We start from the raw sequence: 24,174 nt of genomic DNA, 5'->3' as shown, positions 1-24,174 counted from the left end.
ATTTCCACTGTGTTGTGTACCAGAACTGAGTTGTCCAGTCTAATAATTGATTGTCTGTACTATAAGATAAAATCCATTTCTGCTGATTTGTCCATCCATTAACACTATGCCAAAACTGGAGATATATAATCTATCATTAGATTATTGTTATTATAATGTTTGGTGTATAGACCTAAATTAGACCAGACGGTGTCGATCCATCCTTCTTGTAATGTTACTACTGTAAGGTTTCCGTTACTGTATTGATTTGTAAATCTATCTTCAATTACCCACTGGTTGCCATCCCAGATTTTTGATTCGCTTACAATTTCGTTATTGTTACCATCATAAGTGTGCACCTCTAATGCAGAGTTCTCCCAGTTGCTTTGCCATGTTTGATATAACTCTTCAGTTAGATTATTACCCACAAATGTATATTGATATCTTTCTACATTTTCCCAGGCAGAACCATTCCAACTTTGATATAATTCTTCGGTAAGTAAATTATTATTGAAATTGTATCTTGTGGCTTCTACATTTTCCCAATCAATACCATCCCAAGCTTGGTAAGTTTCTGAAATTGTGTTTTGGTGCCATCATATTCGTTAAAGCAGTCTTTCCGAATTAACCCAGTCGCCGCCATCCCAATTCTTGGTAATTTCCTCTGTTGCATTATCATTTTCATCGTAAGTAAACCAGGTCTGTAATTCATTAACCCACGCAGTACTATCCCAAGTTTCAGTTGTAATTAAATAAAAGACATTGTTTGAATCAATAAAATAGGAATCTCGCGTAACATTCTTCCAATTTCCATTTTCCCATATTTGCTCAAGAACTTCGGTAATATTAAACCCGCTATCAAGAACCTTGTGAGTTTTCAGCGTACGAGAATTTATTTCATTTTGCGCGATTGTGTTAAAATCATCTTGCTGTGTATAAACTATTTGAACAAAAAACAAAATGAAAATTATTATTGTTACTAATCTCATAAACATCTCCTCTATATTTTATGCGTTATGTTTTCAATAATTATTTTAGCAAGGTCATTTTTTTTGTGCTCACATAACTACCTGCTTCCATTCTAAATAAGTAAATTCCGGAAGAATATCCGTTTGCATTAAAATTAACATCATATCGCCCTGCATCCATTTCCTTGTTAATTAGAGTTGCAACTTCGCTGCCAAGAATATCATATATCTTGATAAGCACATTGCTTCTTTCCGGAACAGCAAATTTTATTTTTGTTGTTGGATTAAATGGATTTGGATAATTCTGCTCAAAGTTTAAATTCAGTTGGAATCGTTTCATCATCTTCAACGGCTGTAATTGTTTGCTGTTGATAAACGTACCAAAAACCTATTTGGTGCTGATTTACTGCGCTAACCGACTTACCAATAAATGGTTCACCTATAGTGCTGTTTAAAATGTAATTGGCATTAGATGTTTTATTACCACCCGCACTAATTACACTGTTGCTTATTTGATATTGCGAAAATGTAGTGCTTATAAAAAACATCGACATTAAAGCAACAACTATTATTTTATTTTTCATTTTATATTCCTTATTCATTTTACATTTATCCAAAGTATTAAGGATTAGCAGCAGCGATAAGCCTCCGTACCGCTGCCGCTTGTTATTCTATCCACCCAAAATCTTTTAATTATAATTTTTATTTCTCTTATTTATTTTCAAGTGTCTGTACACGTTTTGTCAAGTCCTCAATTATAGCTTGTTGTTCTTGCATTGCCTTAATTAGGATTGGAATTAGTTCTGTGTATGAAAGCATTTGCAGATCTTTGATACCATCGCCATCATCACCATTATATACTGTTATTAATTCCGGGAGAACCTTTTCTACATCTTGTGCGATCAGACCATATGATATATTATTTGGACTATTATCCGCTTTCATTTGATATGTCTTGGGTTGCAATTCCATTATAACATTCAACATATTATTAATCGGTTGGATATTCTTTTTAAGACGCATATCTGAAACTGGTGTATAGTTTCCATTTGTATTATCAAATCCCCCCATTGATGCGTCATTATAAAAAAGACGTAAAAAATTAGTAGACTGTGAAACATAAAATTGCCATCGATTGGAATTAGATGTCTGCTGCAGAGTAAAGCCTCCACCAGGCACATATTGATCGTGAACCAATTGAAGGTTGGTAACGGGTACATCTGTTCCGATACCCACATAACCACTTGGCTGCACTACTATTCTTTTATTTGAGGACCCCCCGGTGCTAACATACCAATTGTCAGCAGCTGTTAATCCAGTATAAGCTTTAAGAATACCACTCCTTACATAGCCATATCCGGAAGTTGCTGTGCTTTGCAAAGCATTTACGTATATGCTTGCCCAACCGGCATTATTTCCATTGTAATAAATGCCAACTTGTCCGTCACTAAGCACTTCTAATTGATGAGTTGGGGTTTCGGTTCCAACGCCTACATTTCCTGCGCGATCAAAAAGTCATTATGTTTTTAATTTGTGTATATCCATTATCAGCAGCAGTGTTTATTTTAAATTTTTGTTGATAAACATTAAAGGACCAGGCTTTGCCATCTACTGGCTGACCCTCTTCTAAAAAGGCCATTCCCAATCCACCACCCCGCGAAAGTTTTAAAGCTAAGCCTGAGGTTGAATTTGAATTAATCGTTAATGAATAGTCCGGGGTTGTTGTCCCTATTCCAATTTTATTTCCGTCATCAAATAAAACCGAATTGCCAAGAGTTGTACTGTTAGTAAATTTCGGGATATAGTTTGCCGTTCCGCTTCCGCCAATGCCGCTTCCGCCACCTGTTGAGGAAATTGTTAAATCGTTTCCGCTTGGTGTTATTGTTACGTTAGCGCCTGCCACAAGATTTACATCATTCTTTAACCCATTAACACTTTTTACAACTTCATCATCCGCAATCTTTGTTGCAGTAATACTTCCATCAGGCAACATTTAAACTATAAATACTGTAAGGAGCCGATGTTAGCGCAATGCGCGGGCAAGCTCTGTGCCTGCTGCTACAGCAATACCCAGCCAGAGAGCAGCATTAAATGTTGATGGTGGTATTGGTGTTACGCTTCCCAACTGTGTGTTAACAATACCATTTGAAACTGTGATTAATTTGGATTCTGACCAGATAGCCGCACCACCAGATTCAACATCATATAATTTAAATGTAAGATTGTAGTCCCCATTGGGAACAACAACTCCGGCAGCATCTTTTAGAATACCTTGATAGTTAATTGTTTCCGGTATGCCCTGTGAATAAATGCTTGTTAAAGTAAAAAGGCATATCAAAAGGACAAAAAAGAATGTAATTTTTTTCATAGTATTTCCCTTCTAAGAAAGATTGATGAATAAATTTATTCCATTTTATTTGTTTATACTAAAGTCATTTATGACTTTTCGTTTAATTAATAAATACCTTTACTTGCTGTGTTCTTTGTCAACCCTATTGTTTTCATAATCTACACCCAGTGTTTCGCTAACACCGTAAGCATCGGGATGCAGATATCTGCCAACATCTTTTCCTGTTTTGTTTTCCTCAACGGGAATTCTGTTCTTCTCTGCAAACTTATCGTGTCGTATTCCTGTTACCTGCCATGATACTTCTATGTTTGGTTTATCTGTTCTGATAATAAATTGATTGTTCTGAATCTTTTGCGAAACAATTGCCTGTGCAAAGTCCCCAATTACAGTTAACTGATAACGAAAATCCTGGTTAAGCGCTTCAAACCAATTAGGCATTGTGACTGTTGCATAACCTGAACCATCAGTAATGATGTTACCGTTATAAATGTTCATCATGTCGGGTGATTCTACAAAGGAGTGATAAAGATTTTTATTTGTTGGATCTAAAGGATGATCTATCTTAAAAGAGCCGCCACCTTTACTTATTGTTCCTGTTACATTCACATTCCCGGAAAAATATCCCGCCCAAGATGTTGCACCACCAGTAGTTGTACCATATATGCCAATATTAGTACCTATGCCTCCCATAGCTTCACCATACACACCATAGTTATAACCAGCACCTCCTTGAAATATAACTCCCTGAACACCGCTATAGTAGGATGACCCGGTTGGTTGTACTACGCCACGAACACCAACAAAACCACCTTGAAAGTATCCACCATAACCATAGTAGTCGGCGGGGACAGATTTTCCATAAACACCAACCGCATCTTTGTCGCCTGTTCCTAGAAACTCACCGTGTAAAGCATGGGCATCGTGTGATAATGAATCTGTTATAAAATACCCTGCATATTTTCTGTTAGTTGCAATGTGCAATGGATACAATGGAGTTTCCGTTCCAATCCCAACATTACCCTCTCTGTCAAATGTCATTAAATTCTTTAATGTTGTTATGCCATCATCTCCTGCTGCATTAATTCTTAATTTTTGGTTCCAACATTCAAAAGACCAACCTCTTAATGATGTTGGCTGGACATCTTCCATTATGGCTAATCCAATTAATCCACCGCCGGCTCTAGATACTTTAAGTCCCCGCCCAAAAGTTGGAGTAGAATTAATTGTAAAACTAAAATCCGGCGTAGTTGTTCCTAATCCAATTCTACTGCCTGCATCATACAAGGTAGAACTTCCGAGAGTTGTGCTGTTTGTAAACATTGGAATAAAATTGCTGCTTCCGCTTCCCCCTATTGTTCCTCCTCCTCCGCCGGTTGATGAGATTGTCAAATCATTTCCACTTGGTGTTATTGTAACATTACTTCCTGCGACCAGGTTAACAATATCTTTTATTCCGTTTACGCTTTTTACAACTTCACCATCAGCAATTTTAGAAGCTGTCAAGCTTCCATCAGGCACAGTCATACTTAAAAAACTATACGGTACAGATGTTAATGGTATTCTTAGAGAAAGCGGAGTCCCGCCATTAATAATTATGCTTAACCATGCTGGGTTTTCAAATATTGTTTGAGGAATTGGTGCGATAGTTCCTAATTCTGCGTTTAATATTCCATCAATTACATTTATGGTCTGCAACTCTTCCCAAAAGACAGTTCCACCCGACTCCGCTTCACATAATTGAAAAATTATATTATAATTACCATCCGGAACAACTACACCAGATGCATCTTTTAAAATACCCTGGTAGTTAATTGTTTCTGGTATGCCTTGTGAATAATTGTTTGAATAAACAAAAAGAATAATGACAAGTAGTAATGTTAGTTTTTTCATTTTAACTCTTCCCAATAATTAAACAAGTTATTTAGAAGCTAATTTTTATTTAAAGTGCAAATAGCAAAGAAAGCAAAAGAGCTGTGTAAACAATTTTGAAAAAATCATTTTTGAAATTTTTTAAATCATATCTTATAACGGTTTTCATCCCTTTCACTCCTTTAAAAAAGGTTAAAAAATATCAGCATTAATGCCACCGTGACAATTATTAGCAGAACGTAAACGCTTATCTCAAGATGTTTTTCTCGTTTTTTTATTTGATTATCCGATCTCCCATCAACACTAAATTCTTTTCTTTCAGCTGGCTTCATCAGCAAAAACCTTTCTTTAGAATTCTTGATATTTGATAAGACAAAGTGATTTTATTAAACACAGCAAATCTTTTATGCAAAAGTAGATTTTTAGTGAGGTAGTAAATTGCTTTTTTGATTCAATGTTTTGCTGTTTTGATGCAAAATGAAGAAAGATTGGTTGCGAAATGTTAAATGTTAATATTATTTGTGCGGCACTGTGGTGGCTGTCTAAAAAGTTGTGATTAGTGTCATTCCCGCATAGGGAATCCAAAAAATTAAAATACAAAACAGATTCCCACTGGAGTTTATCCTGATGTAAATCGGGGGGGGGGGAATGTCAACTCTGTATTTCTGACTTTTGAGATACCTTTAGGGTTTTAATTGCTTTGCCTAAACTCGGATGGTAAGCAACTAAAATGTTTTTGAAATGCTCGAGTAAATTGTGCGGGACTTCCAAAACCAACTTCATAAGCAATTTGTGTGATGCTTAATTTGTTTTCAACAATCATTTGGGCGGCACGTTTTAACTTGTAGGTTCTTATAAATTCCCCTGGTCCTAGATTTGTAATTGCCTGTAATTTTCTATTCAGCTGGCTGCGGCTAACAAAAAGTTCGTGTGCAAGGTTATCGCTTGTAAAGCTTTCGTTCATAAGATTTTTTTCTATGGTATCAATTATTTTTTTGACAAGTTCTTTATCCATAGAATTTGTAGATAATGATTCCGGCGTAATCAGAATTTCTTTACCAAATTTTTCACGAAGATGTTTTCGTTGGGTGATGAGATTTTTAATACAAATCGATAATTCAGTAAAGTTAAATGGTTTTGTTAGATATACATCAGCACCTGTTTCTAATCCTTCAATTTTGCTTTGCTGTGTAGCTTTGGCAGTTAACAATATCACAGGAATGTGACTTGTTTTCCAATCTGTTTTTATTTTTTTACAAAACTGAAAACCATCCATTCCGGGCATCATAACATCGCTGATAATTAAATCCGGCAGACTGTGTTGAACAATATCGAGTCCCGCTTCGGCGTCTTCTGCAAGTAAAACATTGTAATCTGTATTTAGAATATCGTTAACATAATTACGCACATCGGGTGTATCTTCTACAAAAAGAATTAATGGTTTTTCGTTTTGATATTTTGCACTAGCCGGTTCAAAACTATTTTCATTATCATCGATATTTAAAGCAACAATGGCATCACCATTAAAATTATTTTTCTCTTCGGATAGTTTTTCTAACTCGTAATCTTTTAATATTGGAACAGTAATAACAAACTCCGTTCCTTCACCTTCAGAACTATTTACGGTAATTTCCCATTTATGCAGCAGCACTAATTCTTTTACAAGCGCCAAACCTATTCCAGATCCGCCTGCAACTCGTTTTGATGAATCTTCACCCTGATAGAATCTATCAAATATTTTTGATAGTTGTTCCTTTGGTATTCCAATGCCTGTATCGGTAACAGAAACTTTTGCAATATCCAAATCACTTTTCTTTTCTATTGACAAATCAACAGTAATTATTCCGCCAATGGGTGTAAACTTAAACGCATTACTCAGCAGGTTGTTAATAATTTTTTCAAACTTGTCTTTGTCTATCAGCACAGATACAAAATCTACTGCTGAGTTAAAACTAAATTTAATATTATTACGCTCCGCCAAAGCGGTAAACGAATCAGTAAAGGTTTTTATCAGCTTAACTAAATTCTGCGTTTCAGTTTTTAATGGAATTGATTCTGCTTCCAGTTGGGATAGCTCAAGCAACTGATCAATAAGCTGCTGTAGTTTTTCTGTGTTGCGTAACAGCAGATTATAGTATTGTGATTTGTTCTCTTTAATTCTTCCGCTAATTAATTCTTCAAGCGGACCTTTGATAAGCATTAATGGTGTGCGAAACTCATAGAGAGAGATTTGCAAAAAATCGAGATTTCATTTTTTCTATTTCACGAAAATGATATGACTCAAGTTCGCGGTATTTTAATTCGTGCTGAAGTTTTACTCGATTTGCCTGAAATTTTATTATTCCCCAAATACCGACAACAAAAACAGCAAAGTATAAAACGACTGCCCACCCTGTTTGCCACCATGGGGGTGAAATTATCACACGGATTGATGCAGTGTTATCATTCCAGACACCATCGCTGTTTGTTGATTTTACTTTAAATACATATTTGCCCGGATTAAGATTTGTATAAGTTACAAACCTACGTGTGCCGCTTTGTATCCAATCTTTATCAAATCCCTCCATTTGATAAGCATATTTAATTGAATTAGTGCTATTATAATCAAGGGCAGAAAATTCCAATGAAAAAAACATTATCCGTGTGTGAGAGAGTAATTCCATCAGTGTAAAAAAATATTTTTTGAAAACGAAGAGTTTGTATTAACATTAACAGATTTATTAAAAATTTGAAAGTCCGTAAACACAATCGGTGGTTGATAGGTTGATTGTACTATTTTATTCGGGCTAAAATAATTAAGCCCCGCGGTACTGCCCATTAAAATTAAATTGCTTTTTAGTCGTAATGTAGAAATAAAATTAAAATCATTTCCAATCACGCCATCTGCAGAGGAATAATTTGTAAACGTGTTTTTTTGTAAATCAAAAAATGATATCCCGGAACTTGTGCCTAACCACAAATTTCCATTTTCATCTTCAACAATACTTTTTATAGAATTATCGGCAAGCCCATCTTCATTTGTATAACATTCTATTTTAATATCTGCGGAAGATTTCTTAAACCCATCATCAGAATTATTAATAATAAGTTTATTTAATCCATTATTGGTTCCAACCCAAAGCGTAGTTGTGTTATCATCATTTCTCTGTTTTGATTCTGCAATTGAATAAATACTATTGCTGCTTAATCCGTTTTTATTTTTTTGATCATAATTAAAACGATAAAAAGTACCGCCGTTTTGTTCATCAAATAAATTTAACCCGCCGCCGTTTGTTCCTATCCAAATTCTATCTTTGCCGTCTTGATAAATTACCCAAACATCATCATGGCTTAATGAATTTGGTTTATCAGTAAAGTGATGCCAATGATTTACTTTGTTTGTTGTTGTGTTTAATCTTGCCAGACCAACTCCCCAATAACCAACCCACACATTGTTTTTGTTATCCACCAAAAGAGATTTTACAAAATCCCTTGAGGAAGATTGTATGATATTATCAATTACGTTTATTTGGGATAGTTGATTTGTGTTATAGCTATAATGAAGCAATCCAAAACCATAAGTTCCAACCCAAAGATCGTTGTTAGCCCCTGCAGATAGTGCCCAAATATTTTCTGAAGCAAGTTTTCTGTTTTTACTTGGTGCACTATTTTTATTTGTGTCGTTTGATTTGAATAATCCATTATCAGTTCCAAACCACAGCGAACCATTTTGAGTTTGTGCAATAGCTTTTATATTCAGTTTGTTTAGTTCGTCAGAATTAAAATAATTATCCGCAAACGGCTGTGTGTTATTAAATTTAATGTTTTTATCAGAGAAGTAATTTAAGCCGTTGTGAGTCGCTATCCACAAAACACCAGAGCGGTCTTTAATAACATCATTAACTTGATTGCTAATTAAACTATGCGAATCATTTTTATCGTATAAAAATCTATTAAAAATATTTTTGGTTATGTTGTATCTTATCAAACCTGAATAAGAATTTATCCAGAGAATTCTATCCTCATCAACGTTCTCTTCTAATACAAAAGCACAGCTTGTTCCAAATTGCAACTTATCCGGATTAGGTATTTTGACCTGTGTAAATAATTCTGGTGCACGGCTTAATATTGTTAACCCGTTTGCGGTTCCAATCCATAATTTATTTTTTTCAAATTGTGATGGGGTAATTGCCCATATCAAATTATCTGATAAAGAATTGTTGTTCTCAATGCTCTTAAAGTAATGCTTGAATTTTGTTAATGATGTTTTAGGATTTAATTTATTAAGACCGTTAAAAGTGCCAATCCAGATATTGCCTGATTCGTCTTCAATAATTGATGAAATATAATTGTTGCTTATTGTTTTTGAATCATTGGGATTGTGATACCAGCGTGCTGTTTTACCTGTTGCGGGATTTAATTTGTAAACGCCGCTTCTGTATGTGCCAATCCATATTGAATCCTTGCTGTCAATATAAATTGTTGTAATCGGATTTTCTTTTGTGATGTCTGATTTTATCTGCCAATGTGTAAACTTATTAAAAACAGGATCGTAACAATTTATAAAACCGTTTTTTGTTCCCATCCAAAGTTTGCCCACACGGTCTTCAGTAATTGTCCAAATAGAATTATCTGAAAGTGAATTTTTATCACTCGGATTATTTCTAAAAATTTTAAACTCATAACCATCAAATCGATTTAATCCATCATCAGTAGCAAACCATAAAAATCCTAGATGGTCTTGCAATAAATCGTAAACATAATTATTAGAAAGCCCATCATTGGTTGTAAGTCTATTAAAGGGGATTGATTGGGCAGTTACATTGGCAGAAAATAAAATTGCAATGATAAAACAGAAATGAAAAAAAAGATTTTTATTAATTAAATGCTGCATAAAAAATATTGAATGGTTATTAACAAGAATCTAAACCACAAATTAAGAAATACCAAAAGTTTATAATTATAAAGAAGCATATTTTAATTAAACTTGCAAGTATGTTTGATGTGGAGCGATAATTGACAATTGTTAAGTATTATAAATACTTTTGATTCTTGTGCAGCAGTAAACTTATTTGCTTGCTATGGCTAAACAGTTAATAATGGTTGATTGATATTTGGACCACAGCCCTTTAATTTGAAATTAAGATTTTAATAATTTGTCAAAGGGAGGTTCGTTTATGAATAGTATCCTTCACCTCTTACAGATGCATGTCCATACGTAATATTAAATCACTATCGCATTTATTCACTTAATGGGAGAAAATATATGAAAGTATTTTTGCGATTCCTTACACCATTTCTATTAACCTTTCTCTTTATCAGCTGCGCCACAGTTAAACCACCAATTATTGAAGATGTATCAAACACAAAACAAATTGTTAGCAAAACAATTTTGAACCAGCAAGAAAGATTTTTAAAAAGAAAGGTTGCCATTGCACGTTTTTCTAATGAAACAAAATACGGTCGTGGTTTTTTTGATAAAGAAAATGAAGACCGCTTAGGAAAACAAGCGATGGACATCTTGTCCTCAAAACTTGTTGAAACTGAAAAGTTTTTATTGCTTGAGCGTTCAGACCTTGATCAAATAGCAAAAGAAAAAGAGATCGCTAATTTAAAATCATTTGATATTCCTGCTGAATATTTAATTGTCGGTTCAATAACAGAGTTTGGTAGAAAATCCACCAGCGATGTTGGAATATTTAGCAGAACAAAAAAACAAACAGCGTATGCAAAGGTTTCAATAAGATTAGTTGATGTTAAAACCAGCCAAATCATTTACTCAGAAGAGGGTGAAGGTGAAGCATTTGTTGAAGCAGGTACAGTTTTGGGAGTTGGGGAAACTGCTGAATACGATGCAACGCTAAATGATAAGGTTATTAACGCCGCAATTTCAAAACTTGTAAATAACATTGTTGAGCGGTTACTCGATAGCCCATGGAAATCATATCTAATCGCTTTTGAAGATGGCAACTACTTTATTGGCGGTGGTGAAAAGCAAGGAATTAAAATTGGTGACGAGTTTGATGTTTATAAAAAAGGAAATGTAGTTAAAAATCCACAGACAAATATTGATATTGAATTACCGGGAAAAGTTGTTGGGAAAATAAAAGTAATTTCTACTGTTCCCGGATCAGAAGTAACAGAACTTTCAATATGCTCTAAACTTTCTGGAGAATTGCCCTTGCAAGATTTTTCAGATTATTATGTTCAAGAACAATAAACAGGGAGAAAAATAAATGAGAAGATTTGTCATTATAATATTTTCTATTCTTTTCCTTACCTCTTGCGGCGGATATAAGACCGGAGTTTTGGAAAAAGAAAGCAGCGGTTATATAAAGTTTATTGGTAATACACTCAACGCTTCAGTTGAAATCGGTGAATCAATAAATTTTTCTATTAATCCCGAAACCAATCTCTATAAACTCAATCCCGGAAAATATACTGTAAGAGTTTACAGAGATAACAATCTAGTTGTTGAAAGAATCTTAATTATACAATCTCAAAACACAATCGAGCTGGAGGTACCGTGAAAATATTCTTATTGCTGAGTTTTGTTTTACCCTTAATGATTGTTGGATGTGGAACCACATCAAAAGACACTTTTTATTGGGGTAACTATTCCACAACTCTTTACGATTACAAAAAAAATCCTGATGAAAAAACACTTGAAGCACATAAAAAAGAATTGTTGTCTGTTATGGAAAATTCTGGAAAGAAAAACAAAATTGTGCCTCCCGGTGTAAATGCGGAGTATGGATATCTTTTATTGAAAGAAGGACAAGAGAACGAAGGCTTTGAATATCTTGCAAAGGAAATCGAGCTTTATCCTGAATCAATAGTATTTATAAGCAGAATTAAAGACGAATATAATAAGGGGAAACAATGAAAATTATATTATCACTAATTGTTGGATTCTTATTGATAAATTTAGTTGGCTGTGCAACTTATATTACCAAAGAAGAATTTGCTCCTAAAATGTATGTGGAGCGGCCTTTAAGCATTCTTGTATTACCTCCGATGAATAACTCCACCGCTGCGGATGCTAAGGATTATTATATGACAACGGTAGCAGAACCTCTCACCAATAGCGGATATTATGTTTATCCCATGGAAATAGTAGGGGATATTTTGCAGCAGGAGGGTTTATATGATACAGAAACAATGCTCAACGTTCCACTAGATAAGTTTAAAGAGTACTTTGGTGCCGACGCAGTAATGTATGTTACTATTCAAGAATGGGATACTAAATATTTTATAACTTCAGGAAGTGTTGATGTTAAAGTAAAGTGCGAATTAAAATCAACAACCTCTGGAGAAGATATTTGGTTCTATGATGATAAAATTTCTGTAAATACCAGCGGTTCAAGTGGCGGCGGTGGTGGTTGGATTGGATTATTAGCACAAGTTGTAACAACCGCAATACAAACAGCTGCAACAGATTATGTTCCCGTGGCTAGAGATGTAAACAAAAATATTTTTCTTGCAATGCCATTTGGGAAGTACAATCCAAAATTTGATAAAGATCAAAAGACAAAATAAAAAAGAAAGAAACCGCCAAAAAGTAATTCTTTGTTTTATAATATTTTTTGTTGTCTGCTTTATTAAATCAGTGGGAATGGTTAAGTTATTGGTAAATACAATGGAGTTTTAAATGAAACCATTTTTTTTACTTCTGTTAACCATTCTCACTCTTTTTTCTTCTCCTCTCACAACAATCGCTCAATGGTCAAACAATCCGGCAGTTAATCTTACTGTCTGCGATACAACTGGTGAGCAAGCACTTGCAAAAATAGGATCGACATCAGATGGCGGCTGCTACATTTCCTGGTTTGATAATAGAAGCGGAAGTTATGCTGTTTACTTGCAGCGATTAGATCCGCTTGGTAATAAATTATGGACACCTAATGGATTACTAATTAGTAATAATCCACAATCCAGCTCTCTAGTTGATTATGATTTACTAGTAGATGCAGATGATAATGCAATCATTGCATTTACTGATACAAGAAATAGCGGGAATCTAAATCCATTTGTTTATGCTATTTCTCCAACCGGTGTTTTTCTTTGGGGCACAAACGGAATAGATTTAAATCCCACAGCAGATTTTCAAGCAAATCCAAAACTTGCACAAACTGATGATGGCAATATTGTTGTTGCATGGATTATCGCCGCAACAAGATATCAAGTTGGATTACAAAAAATTTCTCCCACTGGTTTAAAACTTTGGGGAACAAATCCAATCATTCTTCAATCCGCAACAGAAGGTTACGGTTATCCGGATATTGTTAGGTCAGACAGCGGCGGAGTTGTTTTATTTCATACAGCCACAACAGGTAATTTCCCAGCACAAACTGTTAAACTTCGTGCAAAAAAAATTACATCTGCAGGATCTATTAGCTGGGCTGTTAACATTCAAGACCTTGGAAAGATAGCTGCTTTTACTGTCCCTAAAGTTTACTCTGATAATAATAATGGCGGTTTGATTGCATGACATGATGATAGAGATAATAATTCATTACAAAGTGCATTTGTACAAAGGGTTTCATCAAGCGGTTCACTTTACTTTCCTGTTGATGGAGCAGAACTTTCTTTAATGGCTAACAGACACAAGTTTAATCCTGTTGTTGCTTTTGATAATCTAACAAATGAAACCTATGCTTTTGGGTGGAAACTGAACCGAATCAAAATCAAAATGGAATAAGCGGACAAAAACTTTCTTCAAACGGAACACGACAATGGACCGATAACGCAAAAATATTTAAAGATCTTAGCGTTGCATTTACAACTTCAATAAGTTACTTAACTGCTGAAATGGGAAACAGCCGAGCATATTTATATTATCTAGAAGGCAATGGATCCGGACTTAACGATAAAGTTGAAGGATTTGCTTGCGATGCTAACAGTGATTTTCTTTGGACAGGAAATTTTGTAACCCTTTCCAATCCAACAAGCGATAAATTACAAATGGTTTCTACCGTTGATGTTTTTAAAAACTGTAAACTTGCATGGGGTGATGATAGGTTAGATGGAGCAGGAATTTACGCACAGGATATAAACCCCGATGGGCAGCTTGGTAATTCTGTAACACCGGTTGAATTGGTTTCTTTCTCGGCAAATGTTGTCAGCAACACAGTTAGTTTAAATTGGATCACTGCAACGGAACTTAACAACACTGGATTTGATATTGAGCGCTCTGTCATTTCGAACGAAGTGAGAAATCTTAACTGGCACTCAATTGGTTTTGTTAGTGGAAACGGTACAACTTCCGAATCTAATACATATTCTTTTTCCGATGAAAAGATTTCAAGCGAAAAATATTCTTACCGCTTAAAGCAAATTGATTTTGATGGAACCTTTTCATACTCTAACACAATAGAAGTTGATTTAAGTCTGCTGCAGACATTTAAACTTGAGCAGAATTACCCAAATCCGTTTAATCCTTCAACAAAAATTAGATATTCAATCCCTTCTGTCAGTTCGGCTAAAGTTGGAAGTCTTAACGTTACTTTAAAAGTTTATGATGTTCTTGGCAATGAAGTCGCCACGCTGGTTAATGAAAATCAGTCCGCTGGTAATTATGAAATTAATTTTGATGCAAAAATTTTATCAAGCGGAATTTATTTCTATAAATTACAGGCTGGTAATTTTAGTCAATCAATCAAAATGATTTTATTAAAATAAGTCTTTGCCTTTAAAGGACGGTTTAATTGCCGTCCTTTTATTATATTTTTTCTGTGGCGTTCAATTTTTCAAGATCAACAATTGTTTCTCCGGTTTCATCAGTTGAAAAAGCACGAACAAATTTCACATCCCAATCCATTTCATTATACTTATAAGAATTTCGTGTAATTACAGTCTGAGAAAAACTGTCATCAAATCCTTTGATCATAATTAATAGCTCTGCTTCTAGTTCTTTAAGCTCATTTTGGGTTTTTCCAAATAAGGGACTGTCTTCATCTATTTGATGCACAATTGTCCAGGGTAATGGAAAATAATAAATGAATTTAATATCCAGCTTAAGCGGAAAATATTTTCTTGTAAACTGATTGTTGCTTTTATCTAAGTAAGTCATCATTGCGTTTGCCTCCATTTCCATCATAACATTAGCACGAGAATTTGCAACCCGAAACATTAAAGCTTTTCCATCTTTAAATGTTGTTATGATGGCCTTATCACTAAAAATAATTTTTGCTGATGGTTTTGAAAATCTGCCATACAATAACCCGGTGGCAAGAGCAAAGCTCAATATTCCTGTCATCGATTCTATTGAAGCAATTATGTTCGAAAAAATTCCGGATGGATGCATTCCGCCATAACCAACAGTAGCAAAGGTTTGAACGCTAAAGAAAAACGTGTTTAAAAAAGATTGTAATCCATCTTGGACTTCAGCATTAACAAGGTTTTCAATTCCTGCCAGCTGATAAAGAATCGCAAATAATAAATTAACAGATATAAATCCTACGAAGACAATTAAAAGAAACTTTGGCCATGAGATGCTAGTGAGATAATGAAATGCATTTACGGATGATAGTCCGCCGCCAATTCTTTTGATATTAAAAGAGCCATCTTTATTTATAATTCTCTTGGTGTGTTTTAAATATTTTTCACCTAAGCCGGGATCCTGTGATTGCTTAAACATATTATTATGATTAGTTATTAATTATTGTTGGTGAAGATATGAAATGAAATTGATATTTTTTGTGGTTTTTAAATTTTATAATTATCCAATTCCTCGTTAAGCCATTCATCAATTAACTCTTGTCTCTATTGAGTGTTTTATCTAAGTTTTGATAGAAATTAATAATTACAGATAAAATGAATCAGTCAAACTCTACAAATAAAACTGAAAAAAAAATTTCATCAGACAATCCGCGATGATTTAAGAAATATAAATCTTAAAAAAGAAATACAATCCGAATATAAAAGTCTGGGTAACTTTTATCTAAATTCAGAAAATAAAGCCAAACTTGAATCAATGTTTTTTATTCCAAGATGGATTCATAAAACTAAATGGCTCATAAAAAGTATGTTTCTTCATTTAACGCCCTTGCGCCGTATTTTGGTTCTTGTTGGTATTTTCTCTTTACTTATCAACCGAAGTGGATTTTCATTCGGAAGCAATTCTATAATCGTTGATTTTAGTTTCTTGGGCGGATTACTAATCCTGTTTGTGCTGGCTGTTGAATTAAAGGATAAGCTTTTGGCGAAAAGTGAACTTGAAGCGGGGCGAAAAGTTCAAAAAGAATTAATGCCTGAGCAGGATATACAAATAGCAGGATGGAAACTCTGGTTATTTACTTCACCCGCAAATGAAGTCGGTGGAGATTTAATAGACTTCTTGCGCTTAGATGAAAACAATTATGTTATAACAATTGCAGATGTTGCCGGCAAAGGATTAAAAGCCGCACTTCTTACTTCAAAATTACAAGCGACTATTCGGGCACTGGCAACAGAAATTAATTCTTTATCCGACCTGGGAAAGAAAATCAATAAAATTTTCCATCGGGATAGTACTCCAAGTTTGTTTGCATCTATGCTGCTTTTTAAAATTGATACAAACTCAGGAAAAGTGGAATACATTAATGCGGGTCATTTTTCTCCTTTGATTATTAGCAACAATGAAATAAAAGAATTTTCTAAAGGCGGTGCCGCCCTGGGAATTATATCAGATTCTAATTATAAAGAGCAGTCAATTGTGCTCGAAAACAATGATCTCTTTATTGCTTATTCAGATGGGGTGTTTGAAGCACAAAATGAACACGATGAATTTTTTGCATGCAAAGATTCTTTAAGCTGATTAAAAACTCTTCAAATGATTCACCACAGCAAATTGGCAAATATATAATCTCCCAATTAGAACAATTCGTTGGGGATTATCCTGCTAGTGACGATATATCTTTAATCATAATGAAGAGAAATTCTTAACAAAATATCTAAACAGAAAAAGTTTTTTTCATAATATTACCGTATCGCTGGCTTATTGGAAAGGGAGTTGAAATATTTTTAAGATATAGATTATAGTTTCTAAATCCGGCTTTCTCGATCCTGTCTAGAAACAACATATTAACAATTGTAGCGCGATGAATTCTTAAAAAATCTTTTGCAGGTAAAGTCTCAACCCAATTTCTTATCGATTTTCTAACAATAATTTTACAGTTATCATCCGTTTTTACTTTAGAATATTCTTTAAGTGCAGTTATGCAGACTATTTTTGAAAATTCTACAAGTTTTAATTTTGTACCGATTTTAATAAGTATATGGTCTGTTTTTTTTGAATGTTCAGAAAAAGCATTTTCAGTTGAAATAATTTTATCAGTTAAATTCTGTTTTATCACTTCAATTTTTCTTAACCGTTTTCTTATCGACCTTAAAAGTGATTCGTGATTTACAGGCTTTATCAGAACATCATCTGCACCCAATTCCATTGCCGCTCTAATGTGACCATTCTGTGATGCTGATGTGATAACAAGTAAAGGAATACATTCCGTTGAAGGACTGCTGTTTAAATTTTTAATAACAATCAGTTCCTTTTCATAATCATCCAGATCGCATATCATAACATCAGGTAGATATCTATCCGCTATTTTCAAACCATCAGTCTCGCCGGCAGTTACATAAGTGCTGTATCCCGCAGATTCCAATGCATTTTGAAATTCAAAATCCTGTTCCTGGCTGCTATGTATTATTAATATTTTTTCAATCAGTTTCTAACTGAATTTCTAAAATTATTTATGTTTAATTCAAATTTAGTTTTACTAAATAAAGGAAACAATAAAAAGCAAATAACAAACTCTAATGCTAAACTAACTCGTTTACAACAGCTATGTCGCGCTTGTTGATTATTTAATTTAGTACAAAAACAGAAATACATAAAATTGGACAATTAATTTTCTCTTTTATGGAAAACAAGAAATCTAATCATCACCTTTTCAGTACTTACCAATCTTATTTATTAATAATTAAAGGAATTACTAATGATTAATATTTTCACAAAATATCTTTTTGCTTTAGTTATATGTTTGATGAGCGTTGCATTTGCACAGGATTTAAGTCTTACCGTTAGTGCAGATTTAGTCAGCAGATACATCTGGCGCGGAATTGATGTGAATGATGCAGTAAACATCCAGCCAAACTTATCTTTAGCTGTCGGCGGATTTAGTGCCGGATTCTGGGGTTCATACAGCTTATCAAACAATCCTATAGACAATACTTTTAATCAGGAAATTGATACGATGGATTTCTTATTCATTTGCTTTTGAAAACGGAATGAGTGTTGGTGCGCTGGTAACTGATTATTATTATCCTAATGCTGGAATCAAGTGGGGAAACTTTAATAACTATGACGATCCAAAAGGATCGGGGGCACACACAATTGAAACAGGATTGCTTTTAAAGGGTCCTGACTCTTTTCCAATTTCACTTTCCGGTTTTATCAATGTTTATAACGATGCCGGCAGCAATACATATTTTCAAATTGATTACCCGGCTACTGTGGCCAAAGTTCCTCTTAACTTTTTTGTCGGCGCTTCAGGCGGCAGCAAAGAAAATCCTGGTTACTATGGAACAGAATCATTTAATGTTATCAACATCGGTGTAAAAGCAACAAAAGAGTTAAAGATAACTGATGAATATGGCTTGCCAGTTTCGGTTTCATTTATAATTAATCCTAGAACTGAAATTTCTTATCTCGTTTTCGGTTTGACTTTTTAATGTTTCAAATAATTTAACTATTAATAAAAGGAGCTACTTATGTTCGATACCGGTAGTACTGGATTTATGCTCATTGCAACCAGTCTTGTAATGCTTATGACTCCTGGTCTTGCTTTTTTCTACGGCGGACTTGTTGGCAGAAAAAATGTTCTTGCAATAATGATTCAAAGTTTTGTTTCTCTCGGCTGGACGACTGTTATCTGGTTCGCTTTCGGATTTTCACTTTGCTTTAGCGGTGGTGAAGGCGGATTAATCGGCAATCTTAATATGGCTTTTCTTGCCGGAACAGATCTCAATTCTGTTTTTACAGGTAATCATCAAATCCCGCTTTACGTTTTCTGTTTGTACCAGATGATGTTTGCAATAATTACACCTGCATTAATCACAGGTGCATTCACTAATCGTGTTCGATTCCCCGCCTATCTTATGTTTCTAACAGCTTGGCTTGTCTTTCTATATTTCCCGCTCGTTCACATGGTCTGGGGCGGCGGTATGTTAGCTCAATGGGGTGTCTTGGATTTTGCAGGTGGAATAGTTGTTCACGCTAGCGCCGGTATGGCTGCACTTGCTTCGGTTTTTTATGTTGGAAAAAGAAATATTACAGAACGCGGACCGCACAGCATTCCTCTTGTTGCTCTTGGAACCGGTTTGTTGTGGTTCGGATGGTATGGATTTAATGCGGGAAGTGAATTACAGGTTGATGCAATTACGGGACTTGCATTTTAAATACAGATGTTGCCGCTTCGTTTGCTGCAATCACCTGGCTGTTGCTGGTAATGGACACTTGAGAAGAAACCAAAGTTTGTTGGTTTATTAACGGGTGCGGTTGCAGGTCTTGCAACTATCACACCCGCAGCAGGATTTGTTACTGTTCAAAGTGCCGCTATTATAGGAATTATAGCCGGACTAGTTTGCTACTTTGCAGTTTCCTTAAAAAACAAAATGCATTGGGATGACGCTCTTGATGTTTGGGGTGTTCATGGTGTTGGCGGTTCAATTGGAGTTATTTTACTCGGATTGTTTGCCACAAGTGCTGTTAATCCTATGGTTACAACAAACGGCGTACTAATGGGCGGCGGTTTTGATTTCTTCTGGAAACAGGTTATAACGGTTCTTGGTGTTTGTGTATATGCTTTTGTTTTTTCTTATGTAATGCTTTGGGTAATTAATTTTATCACTCCCGTTAAGGTTACAAAAGAAGAAGAAGAAGCCGGATTAGATAGCTCACTTCACGGTGAAATGGCTTACGAACAGGATTAATTTTTTTTTGTGATTTGTTTCTAAAAGGACACGAGATCATCGTGTTCTTTTTTATTTAATTGCCATTAAACTAAGTGTCATTTCGAGCGCAGCGAGAAATCTTTCCCTCTCTTCATTTATTTTTTCCTGTCATCCTGGTAGGCAGACGTGAGAATCTTTTCTTTTATTTACTTTGTATGTCATTCCCACGCAGGTGGGAATCTGTTTGAACTGTCCTTTTTGCCAACCGCAGACTGTGAACTGCAAACTTCTATTTTCCGTTTCACCTTTGATATTATCTATCGTTATTTTTGCAGATAGCGGACCAAAGGCTGCCTGCTATTAAATTTTATTTATGATAACCATTGGTTAATATTTTTTTTATTTTTAAATGTTTATCAAGGGAGAAAAAAATGAAAAGACTTAGTACACACCAATTTTTATTAGTTGTTCTTTTCTTTGTGATAATTTTACCTGCTCGCATCTATAGTCAACCAAACGATTCACAGATTACAAAAGTAGAAAATGGATTACTGCCATATACGCTGATTGAGGGAGAGCCTTCATTCAATTTGCATGACCGAATGGAATATTATAAAGTTCCGGGAGTCAGTATCGCTGTTATTAAAGATTATAAAATTGAATGGACTAAACAATACGGCTTTATGGATTCTGAAATTCAAAATCCCGTTACAGATAAAACATTATTTAATGTCGGCTCTTTAAGTAAAGGCGTAGCCGCACTTACAGTATTAAACTTGGTTAATGAAGAAAAAATTGATTTAAATAAAAACATTAACGAACAATTGATCTCCTGGAAAGTGCCTGAAAATGAGTTTACTGCACAACAAGCTGTTACCCCATTTCTTTTAATGAACCACAGCGGTGGCGCAATGTTCCTTCCTGGTGTTGTATATCTGGCAAACAATTTCCCAACAAATCTTCAGATACTTAATGGAGAAAGTCCATCTCAAACAAAAGCTGTGGTTATTGATAAAATACCGGGAACTGAATTTCAATACTCAAATGCCGGATATTCTATTTTACAACAATTAGCGGTTGATGTTGAAGGAAAACCTTTTCCTAAAATAGTAAGTGAAAGAATGTTTGAACCTCTTAAAATGTACAGCACTACTTTTGAACAGCCCCTGCCCGAAGAATTAATTAAAATTGCCTGTGCCGGACACGAGAGCAGCGGATTACCACTTTTGGCTAAAAGATATTTTTTCCCCAATATGGCTGCCGGTGGATTATGGACCACTACTGAAGATTATTCTAAATATATTATCGAGCTTCAGAAATCTTATCTGGGTAAGTCTAATAATATAATCTCACCTGAACTGACTAAAGAAATGTTATCGCCGCACGTTTCAAAACAATATGGACTTGGTGTATTTATGAGAGAAATGTTCGGAGAGATAAATTACTTTGGGCATATGGGAGACAGCAGAGGATTTTTTGCCGGATTTGTATCTCATCTAAATGATGGTTACGGCGCGGTTGTTTTTACAAACGGACAAAATGGGGCTAACTTAATCAGAGAAATAACAAATGGTATTGCCAAAGTTTATGGCTGGGAAAAATATCTTCCAGGTGAAAATAAAATTGTAGTTATAGAGGATGAAATTGCCGATAAATATTGCGGACGATATTCCCTGGGATCTGACGATTACTTTGAAGTACACAAAGACCAGGATAATTTATTTATTAACAAGTTTGATAATTCACAGTTGTTTCATACAGGACAGGGCAAATTTGTAATAAAATTAAGGCTGGGGTACTTGCAGTTTAATATTGATCCCAATGAGGATAAAACTACTGCTGTTTATTATTTTTCTGATGAACTGGGGCGGTTTTTAAATGAACCGATAAACTGCCAAAAAATGGAGCCCGGGCAAAAAGCACCAATTGAATTATTTGAAGAAGGCCAATTTGAAAATGCACTTAATTTATATCGTAAAATAAAACAGGAAAACCCAACTGATCTTAATGTGTCTGAAAATCGTTTTAATAGTTTGGGTTATGATTATTTAAGCAGGGGCCTCCTTGATAAAGCTATCTTAATTTTTTAAGTTAAATACAGAGCTCTATCCCTAATCTGCAAATGTGTTGGATAGCATTGCCGAAGCTTATATGAAAAACGGAAATAATGAATTAGCGATCTTTAACTATAAAAATCTATCAAGCTTAATCCCAATAATCAAAATGCTGTTGAGATATTAAAAAAACTTAAATCAGACTAGTAAAAGTTTTTATTTTTATCTTCCTGAGTGGTGTTGAAGGATGGAGATTCCCTCTCCTGCCTACAGCGGGCAGGTTCGAGGGAATGATATTAAAGCATTTTTTATGTTTTGGGCAAACTCTTAAAGTGAGTTTATTTACCCATCTCATCCGCACTTGGTCCGTAAACACCAGGTATTGGAATATCAAGCAGTCTTAAAAAAACACCCAGCTGTGCTCTATGGTGTATCAACTGGCTTAAAGAGTGTCGTATAACTTCAGCCTTAGAAAGATCCATAATTACAGCATCGCCGTTTCTCATAACCCATCTGTCGTTCAATTTATCTTCATTCTTTTCAACCAGCACAGATTTAGCATTGGTTACAGATTCCTCAAGCAGTGCCAGTAATTCTTTTGTATTATTAATTACTTTGGGATTATAGGGGGTTTTAGCAAAATCTAGTTCATCATGCATCATACCCAAGCCAATCCATCCGGGTATTTCTGCAATATGTGTTGATAATGCTCTTATCGTCATACTTTTGGGATGAGGTCTCCAATCGTATTTAACATCCGGTACAATCGCCATCATCTTTCGGGTAGATACTGCTTCCTGTTCCAACTCATTCAAAAACATTTTGATCATTGACATATTTGCTCCTTTTTAATTTGTAAAAAAATCGATTAAGTAAAACTACAAAGAGTGATTGACAACAGTATGTTAGCAGGGTCATATAAAATTAATATAAATTATTTTGTCATTCCCCTGCAAAGGGGAATCCATTGGTTATTTGGTAGATTCCCGCCTACGCGGGAATGACACACCTAAATACGCAGAACAATAATGAGGTTATTATTCCTTTCCTTATTTTTACACATCACATTATTAAAAGAAAGCATAAATGAGCGCAGAAGTAAACAAAATTATTTACTCAATGGTTGGGGTAAGCAAATTCTATAACAACAAACCTATACTAAAAGATATTTATTTATCGTACTTCTACGGTGCAAAGATTGGTGTTATAGGTTTAAATGGATCAGGTAAATCCTCGCTTCTAAAAATTCTTGCTGGCGTTGATAAGAATATAAACGGAGAAACCGTTGTGTCTCCCGGTTTTACTATTGGATATCTTGAACAGGAACCGAATCTTGATGAAGCAAAAACAGTTAGAGAAATTGTGCAGGAAGGTGTTCAATCAATTGTTGATTTGCTAAGCGAGTATGATAAAATAAATGAAAAGTTTGCAGAACCGATGGATGATGATGAAATGACAAAGCTTCTCGAAAGACAAGGCGAAGTTCAGGAAAAGTTAGAGGCAATGGGTGGTTGGGATCTTGATGCACGACTCGAAATGGCTATGGATGCGTTACGATGTCCGCCATCAGATGCTTTGTGCAAAATACTTTCCGGCGGAGAGCGAAGACGTGTTGCGCTGTGCAGACTGCTACTTCAAAAACCGGATATTCTTTTACTTGATGAGCCGACTAACCATCTTGATGCTGAAACAGTTGGATGGTTAGAGCAACACTTACAAAAATATGAAGGAACTGTAATAGCAGTAACGCACGATAGATATTTTCTTGACAACGTTGCAGGCTGGATACTTGAGCTTGACCGCGGCGAAGGAATTCCGTGGAAAGGAAATTATTCATCGTGGCTGGAACAGAAACAGGAAAGATTGCGCGTTGAAGAAAAGCGCGAAACCGACAGACAAAAAACTTTACAGCGTGAACTTGAGTGGATACGAATGAGTCCCAAAGCTCGCCTTATGCAAAATCTCAATCAAGGATCACTTCTTATGAAAATCTTCTTAAGGAAGAAAAGGAAAAAGGACAGAAAGATCTTGATCTTTATATTCC

25 protein-coding genes and 2 pseudogenes are annotated in these 24,174 nt (G+C 34.9%); 12 read left to right on the top strand and 15 right to left on the bottom strand.

The annotated features are described in order from the left end of the window. Positions 1–104: 104 nt before the first annotated feature. The 12 genes from IPJ23_00340 to IPJ23_00285 all read right to left on the bottom strand — a co-directional run bounded on the left by IPJ23_00340 (position 105) and on the right by IPJ23_00285 (position 10,039). Positions 105–407 carry a hypothetical protein gene (locus IPJ23_00340; GenBank protein MBK7629198.1) on the bottom strand — a complete coding sequence of 101 codons (303 nt, stop codon included), beginning with the start codon at positions 405–407 and terminating at the stop codon, positions 105–107. Between the two features lie 177 nt (positions 408–584). After that, entirely contained in the window at positions 585–968 is a 384-nt protein-coding gene (locus tag IPJ23_00335; protein ID MBK7629197.1) for a hypothetical protein, read from the bottom strand. A 40-nt stretch (positions 969–1,008) separates the two neighbouring features. Further along, positions 1,009–1,287, bottom strand: a complete 279-nt coding sequence (locus tag IPJ23_00330) for a T9SS type A sorting domain-containing protein (GenBank protein ID MBK7629196.1) — start codon at positions 1,285–1,287, stop codon at positions 1,009–1,011. Beyond that, a complete protein-coding gene (locus IPJ23_00325) occupies positions 1,256–1,531 on the bottom strand; it encodes a hypothetical protein (GenBank protein ID MBK7629195.1) in 276 nt (91 codons plus the stop codon). The genes IPJ23_00330 and IPJ23_00325 overlap by 32 nt, the downstream gene beginning before the upstream one ends. A 127-nt stretch (positions 1,532–1,658) precedes the next feature. After that, a complete protein-coding gene (locus IPJ23_00320; protein MBK7629194.1) occupies positions 1,659–2,402 on the bottom strand; it encodes a tail fiber domain-containing protein in 744 nt (247 codons plus the stop codon). A gap of 52 nt (positions 2,403–2,454) precedes the next feature. Then, entirely contained in the window at positions 2,455–2,937 is a 483-nt protein-coding gene (locus tag IPJ23_00315; protein MBK7629193.1) for a hypothetical protein, read from the bottom strand. A gap of 33 nt (positions 2,938–2,970) precedes the next feature. Further along, positions 2,971–3,315, bottom strand: coding sequence for a hypothetical protein (locus IPJ23_00310; GenBank protein MBK7629192.1), 345 nt, complete (start codon positions 3,313–3,315; stop codon positions 2,971–2,973). Between the two features lie 99 nt (positions 3,316–3,414). Beyond that, a complete protein-coding gene (locus IPJ23_00305) occupies positions 3,415–5,187 on the bottom strand; it encodes a hypothetical protein (GenBank protein ID MBK7629191.1) in 1,773 nt (590 codons plus the stop codon). 161 nt (positions 5,188–5,348) lie between these two features. Then, positions 5,349–5,498, bottom strand: coding sequence for a hypothetical protein (locus tag IPJ23_00300; protein MBK7629190.1), 150 nt, complete (start codon positions 5,496–5,498; stop codon positions 5,349–5,351). Between the two features lie 359 nt (positions 5,499–5,857). Further along, on the bottom strand, positions 5,858–7,402 hold the full coding sequence (locus IPJ23_00295) for a response regulator (protein MBK7629189.1): 1,545 nt from the start codon (positions 7,400–7,402) through the stop codon (positions 5,858–5,860). Next, the gene (locus tag IPJ23_00290; protein MBK7629188.1) at positions 7,383–7,829 is read right to left on the bottom strand and encodes a hypothetical protein; all 447 of its coding nucleotides are present in this window, start codon (positions 7,827–7,829) and stop codon (positions 7,383–7,385) included. The genes IPJ23_00295 and IPJ23_00290 overlap by 20 nt, the downstream gene beginning before the upstream one ends. Next, positions 7,829–10,039, bottom strand: coding sequence for a hypothetical protein (locus tag IPJ23_00285; protein ID MBK7629187.1), 2,211 nt, complete (start codon positions 10,037–10,039; stop codon positions 7,829–7,831). The genes IPJ23_00290 and IPJ23_00285 overlap by 1 nt, the downstream gene beginning before the upstream one ends. Before the next feature lie 372 nt (positions 10,040–10,411). Between IPJ23_00285 and IPJ23_00280 the strand changes: the two genes are divergently transcribed. The 6 genes from IPJ23_00280 to IPJ23_00255 all read left to right on the top strand — a co-directional run bounded on the left by IPJ23_00280 (position 10,412) and on the right by IPJ23_00255 (position 14,826). Then, positions 10,412–11,365 carry a curli production assembly protein CsgG gene (locus IPJ23_00280; protein MBK7629186.1) on the top strand — a complete coding sequence of 318 codons (954 nt, stop codon included), beginning with the start codon at positions 10,412–10,414 and terminating at the stop codon, positions 11,363–11,365. A 16-nt stretch (positions 11,366–11,381) separates the two neighbouring features. Next, a complete protein-coding gene (locus IPJ23_00275; GenBank protein ID MBK7629185.1) occupies positions 11,382–11,675 on the top strand; it encodes a hypothetical protein in 294 nt (97 codons plus the stop codon). A 35-nt stretch (positions 11,676–11,710) separates the two neighbouring features. Beyond that, on the top strand, positions 11,711–12,031 hold the full coding sequence (locus IPJ23_00270) for a DUF4810 domain-containing protein (GenBank protein MBK7629184.1): 321 nt from the start codon (positions 11,711–11,713) through the stop codon (positions 12,029–12,031). After that, the gene (locus IPJ23_00265) at positions 12,028–12,684 is read left to right on the top strand and encodes a DUF799 family lipoprotein (GenBank protein ID MBK7629183.1); all 657 of its coding nucleotides are present in this window, start codon (positions 12,028–12,030) and stop codon (positions 12,682–12,684) included. Before IPJ23_00270 ends, IPJ23_00265 begins: the two co-directional genes overlap by 4 nt. A gap of 112 nt (positions 12,685–12,796) precedes the next feature. Then, positions 12,797–13,636 carry a hypothetical protein gene (locus IPJ23_00260; protein ID MBK7629182.1) on the top strand — a complete coding sequence of 280 codons (840 nt, stop codon included), beginning with the start codon at positions 12,797–12,799 and terminating at the stop codon, positions 13,634–13,636. Positions 13,637–14,109: 473 nt separating this feature from the next. Further along, complete coding sequence (locus IPJ23_00255) at positions 14,110–14,826, top strand: T9SS type A sorting domain-containing protein (GenBank protein MBK7629181.1); 717 nt, start codon at positions 14,110–14,112, stop codon at positions 14,824–14,826. 40 nt (positions 14,827–14,866) lie between these two features. Here the strand turns inward: IPJ23_00255 and IPJ23_00250 are convergent, their stop codons facing one another. Continuing rightward, the gene (locus IPJ23_00250) at positions 14,867–15,784 is read right to left on the bottom strand and encodes a hypothetical protein (protein ID MBK7629180.1); all 918 of its coding nucleotides are present in this window, start codon (positions 15,782–15,784) and stop codon (positions 14,867–14,869) included. A gap of 387 nt (positions 15,785–16,171) precedes the next feature. Between IPJ23_00250 and IPJ23_00245 the strand changes: the two genes are divergently transcribed. Next, entirely contained in the window at positions 16,172–16,942 is a 771-nt protein-coding gene (locus tag IPJ23_00245; GenBank protein ID MBK7629179.1) for a serine/threonine-protein phosphatase, read from the top strand. 136 nt (positions 16,943–17,078) lie between these two features. On the opposite strand, the gene IPJ23_00240 is transcribed toward IPJ23_00245, so the two are convergent. Then, positions 17,079–17,786 carry a response regulator transcription factor gene (locus tag IPJ23_00240; GenBank protein ID MBK7629178.1) on the bottom strand — a complete coding sequence of 236 codons (708 nt, stop codon included), beginning with the start codon at positions 17,784–17,786 and terminating at the stop codon, positions 17,079–17,081. A 381-nt stretch (positions 17,787–18,167) separates the two neighbouring features. On the opposite strand from IPJ23_00240, the gene IPJ23_00235 reads away from it, so the two are divergent. From IPJ23_00235 to IPJ23_00220, 4 genes and pseudogenes are all read left to right on the top strand, one after another. Beyond that, entirely contained in the window at positions 18,168–18,404 is a 237-nt protein-coding gene (locus IPJ23_00235) for a hypothetical protein (protein MBK7629177.1), read from the top strand. Then, positions 18,370–18,855: a hypothetical protein gene (locus IPJ23_00230; protein MBK7629176.1), complete on the top strand. Its 486-nt coding sequence runs from the start codon at positions 18,370–18,372 to the stop codon at positions 18,853–18,855. The genes IPJ23_00235 and IPJ23_00230 overlap by 35 nt, the downstream gene beginning before the upstream one ends. 39 nt (positions 18,856–18,894) lie before the next feature. Further along, positions 18,895–20,115 (top strand): annotated as a pseudogene (locus IPJ23_00225) (ammonium transporter). A gap of 392 nt (positions 20,116–20,507) precedes the next feature. Further along, positions 20,508–22,166, top strand: a complete 1,659-nt coding sequence (locus IPJ23_00220; protein ID MBK7629175.1) for a beta-lactamase family protein — start codon at positions 20,508–20,510, stop codon at positions 22,164–22,166. Between the two features lie 302 nt (positions 22,167–22,468). Here IPJ23_00220 and IPJ23_00215 read toward each other — a convergent pair whose 3' ends face one another. Next, the gene (locus IPJ23_00215; protein ID MBK7629174.1) at positions 22,469–22,966 is read right to left on the bottom strand and encodes a DinB family protein; all 498 of its coding nucleotides are present in this window, start codon (positions 22,964–22,966) and stop codon (positions 22,469–22,471) included. A gap of 250 nt (positions 22,967–23,216) precedes the next feature. On the opposite strand from IPJ23_00215, the pseudogene IPJ23_00210 reads away from it, so the two are divergent. Continuing rightward, positions 23,217–24,174 (top strand): annotated as a pseudogene (locus tag IPJ23_00210) (ATP-binding cassette domain-containing protein).

The organism is Ignavibacteriales bacterium, from assembly GCA_016709765.1.
Lineage (GTDB): Bacteria > Bacteroidota > Ignavibacteria > Ignavibacteriales > Ignavibacteriaceae > IGN3.
The sequence above is the reverse complement of the archived record's forward strand: the minus strand, read 5'-3'. Positions and strand labels throughout refer to the sequence as shown.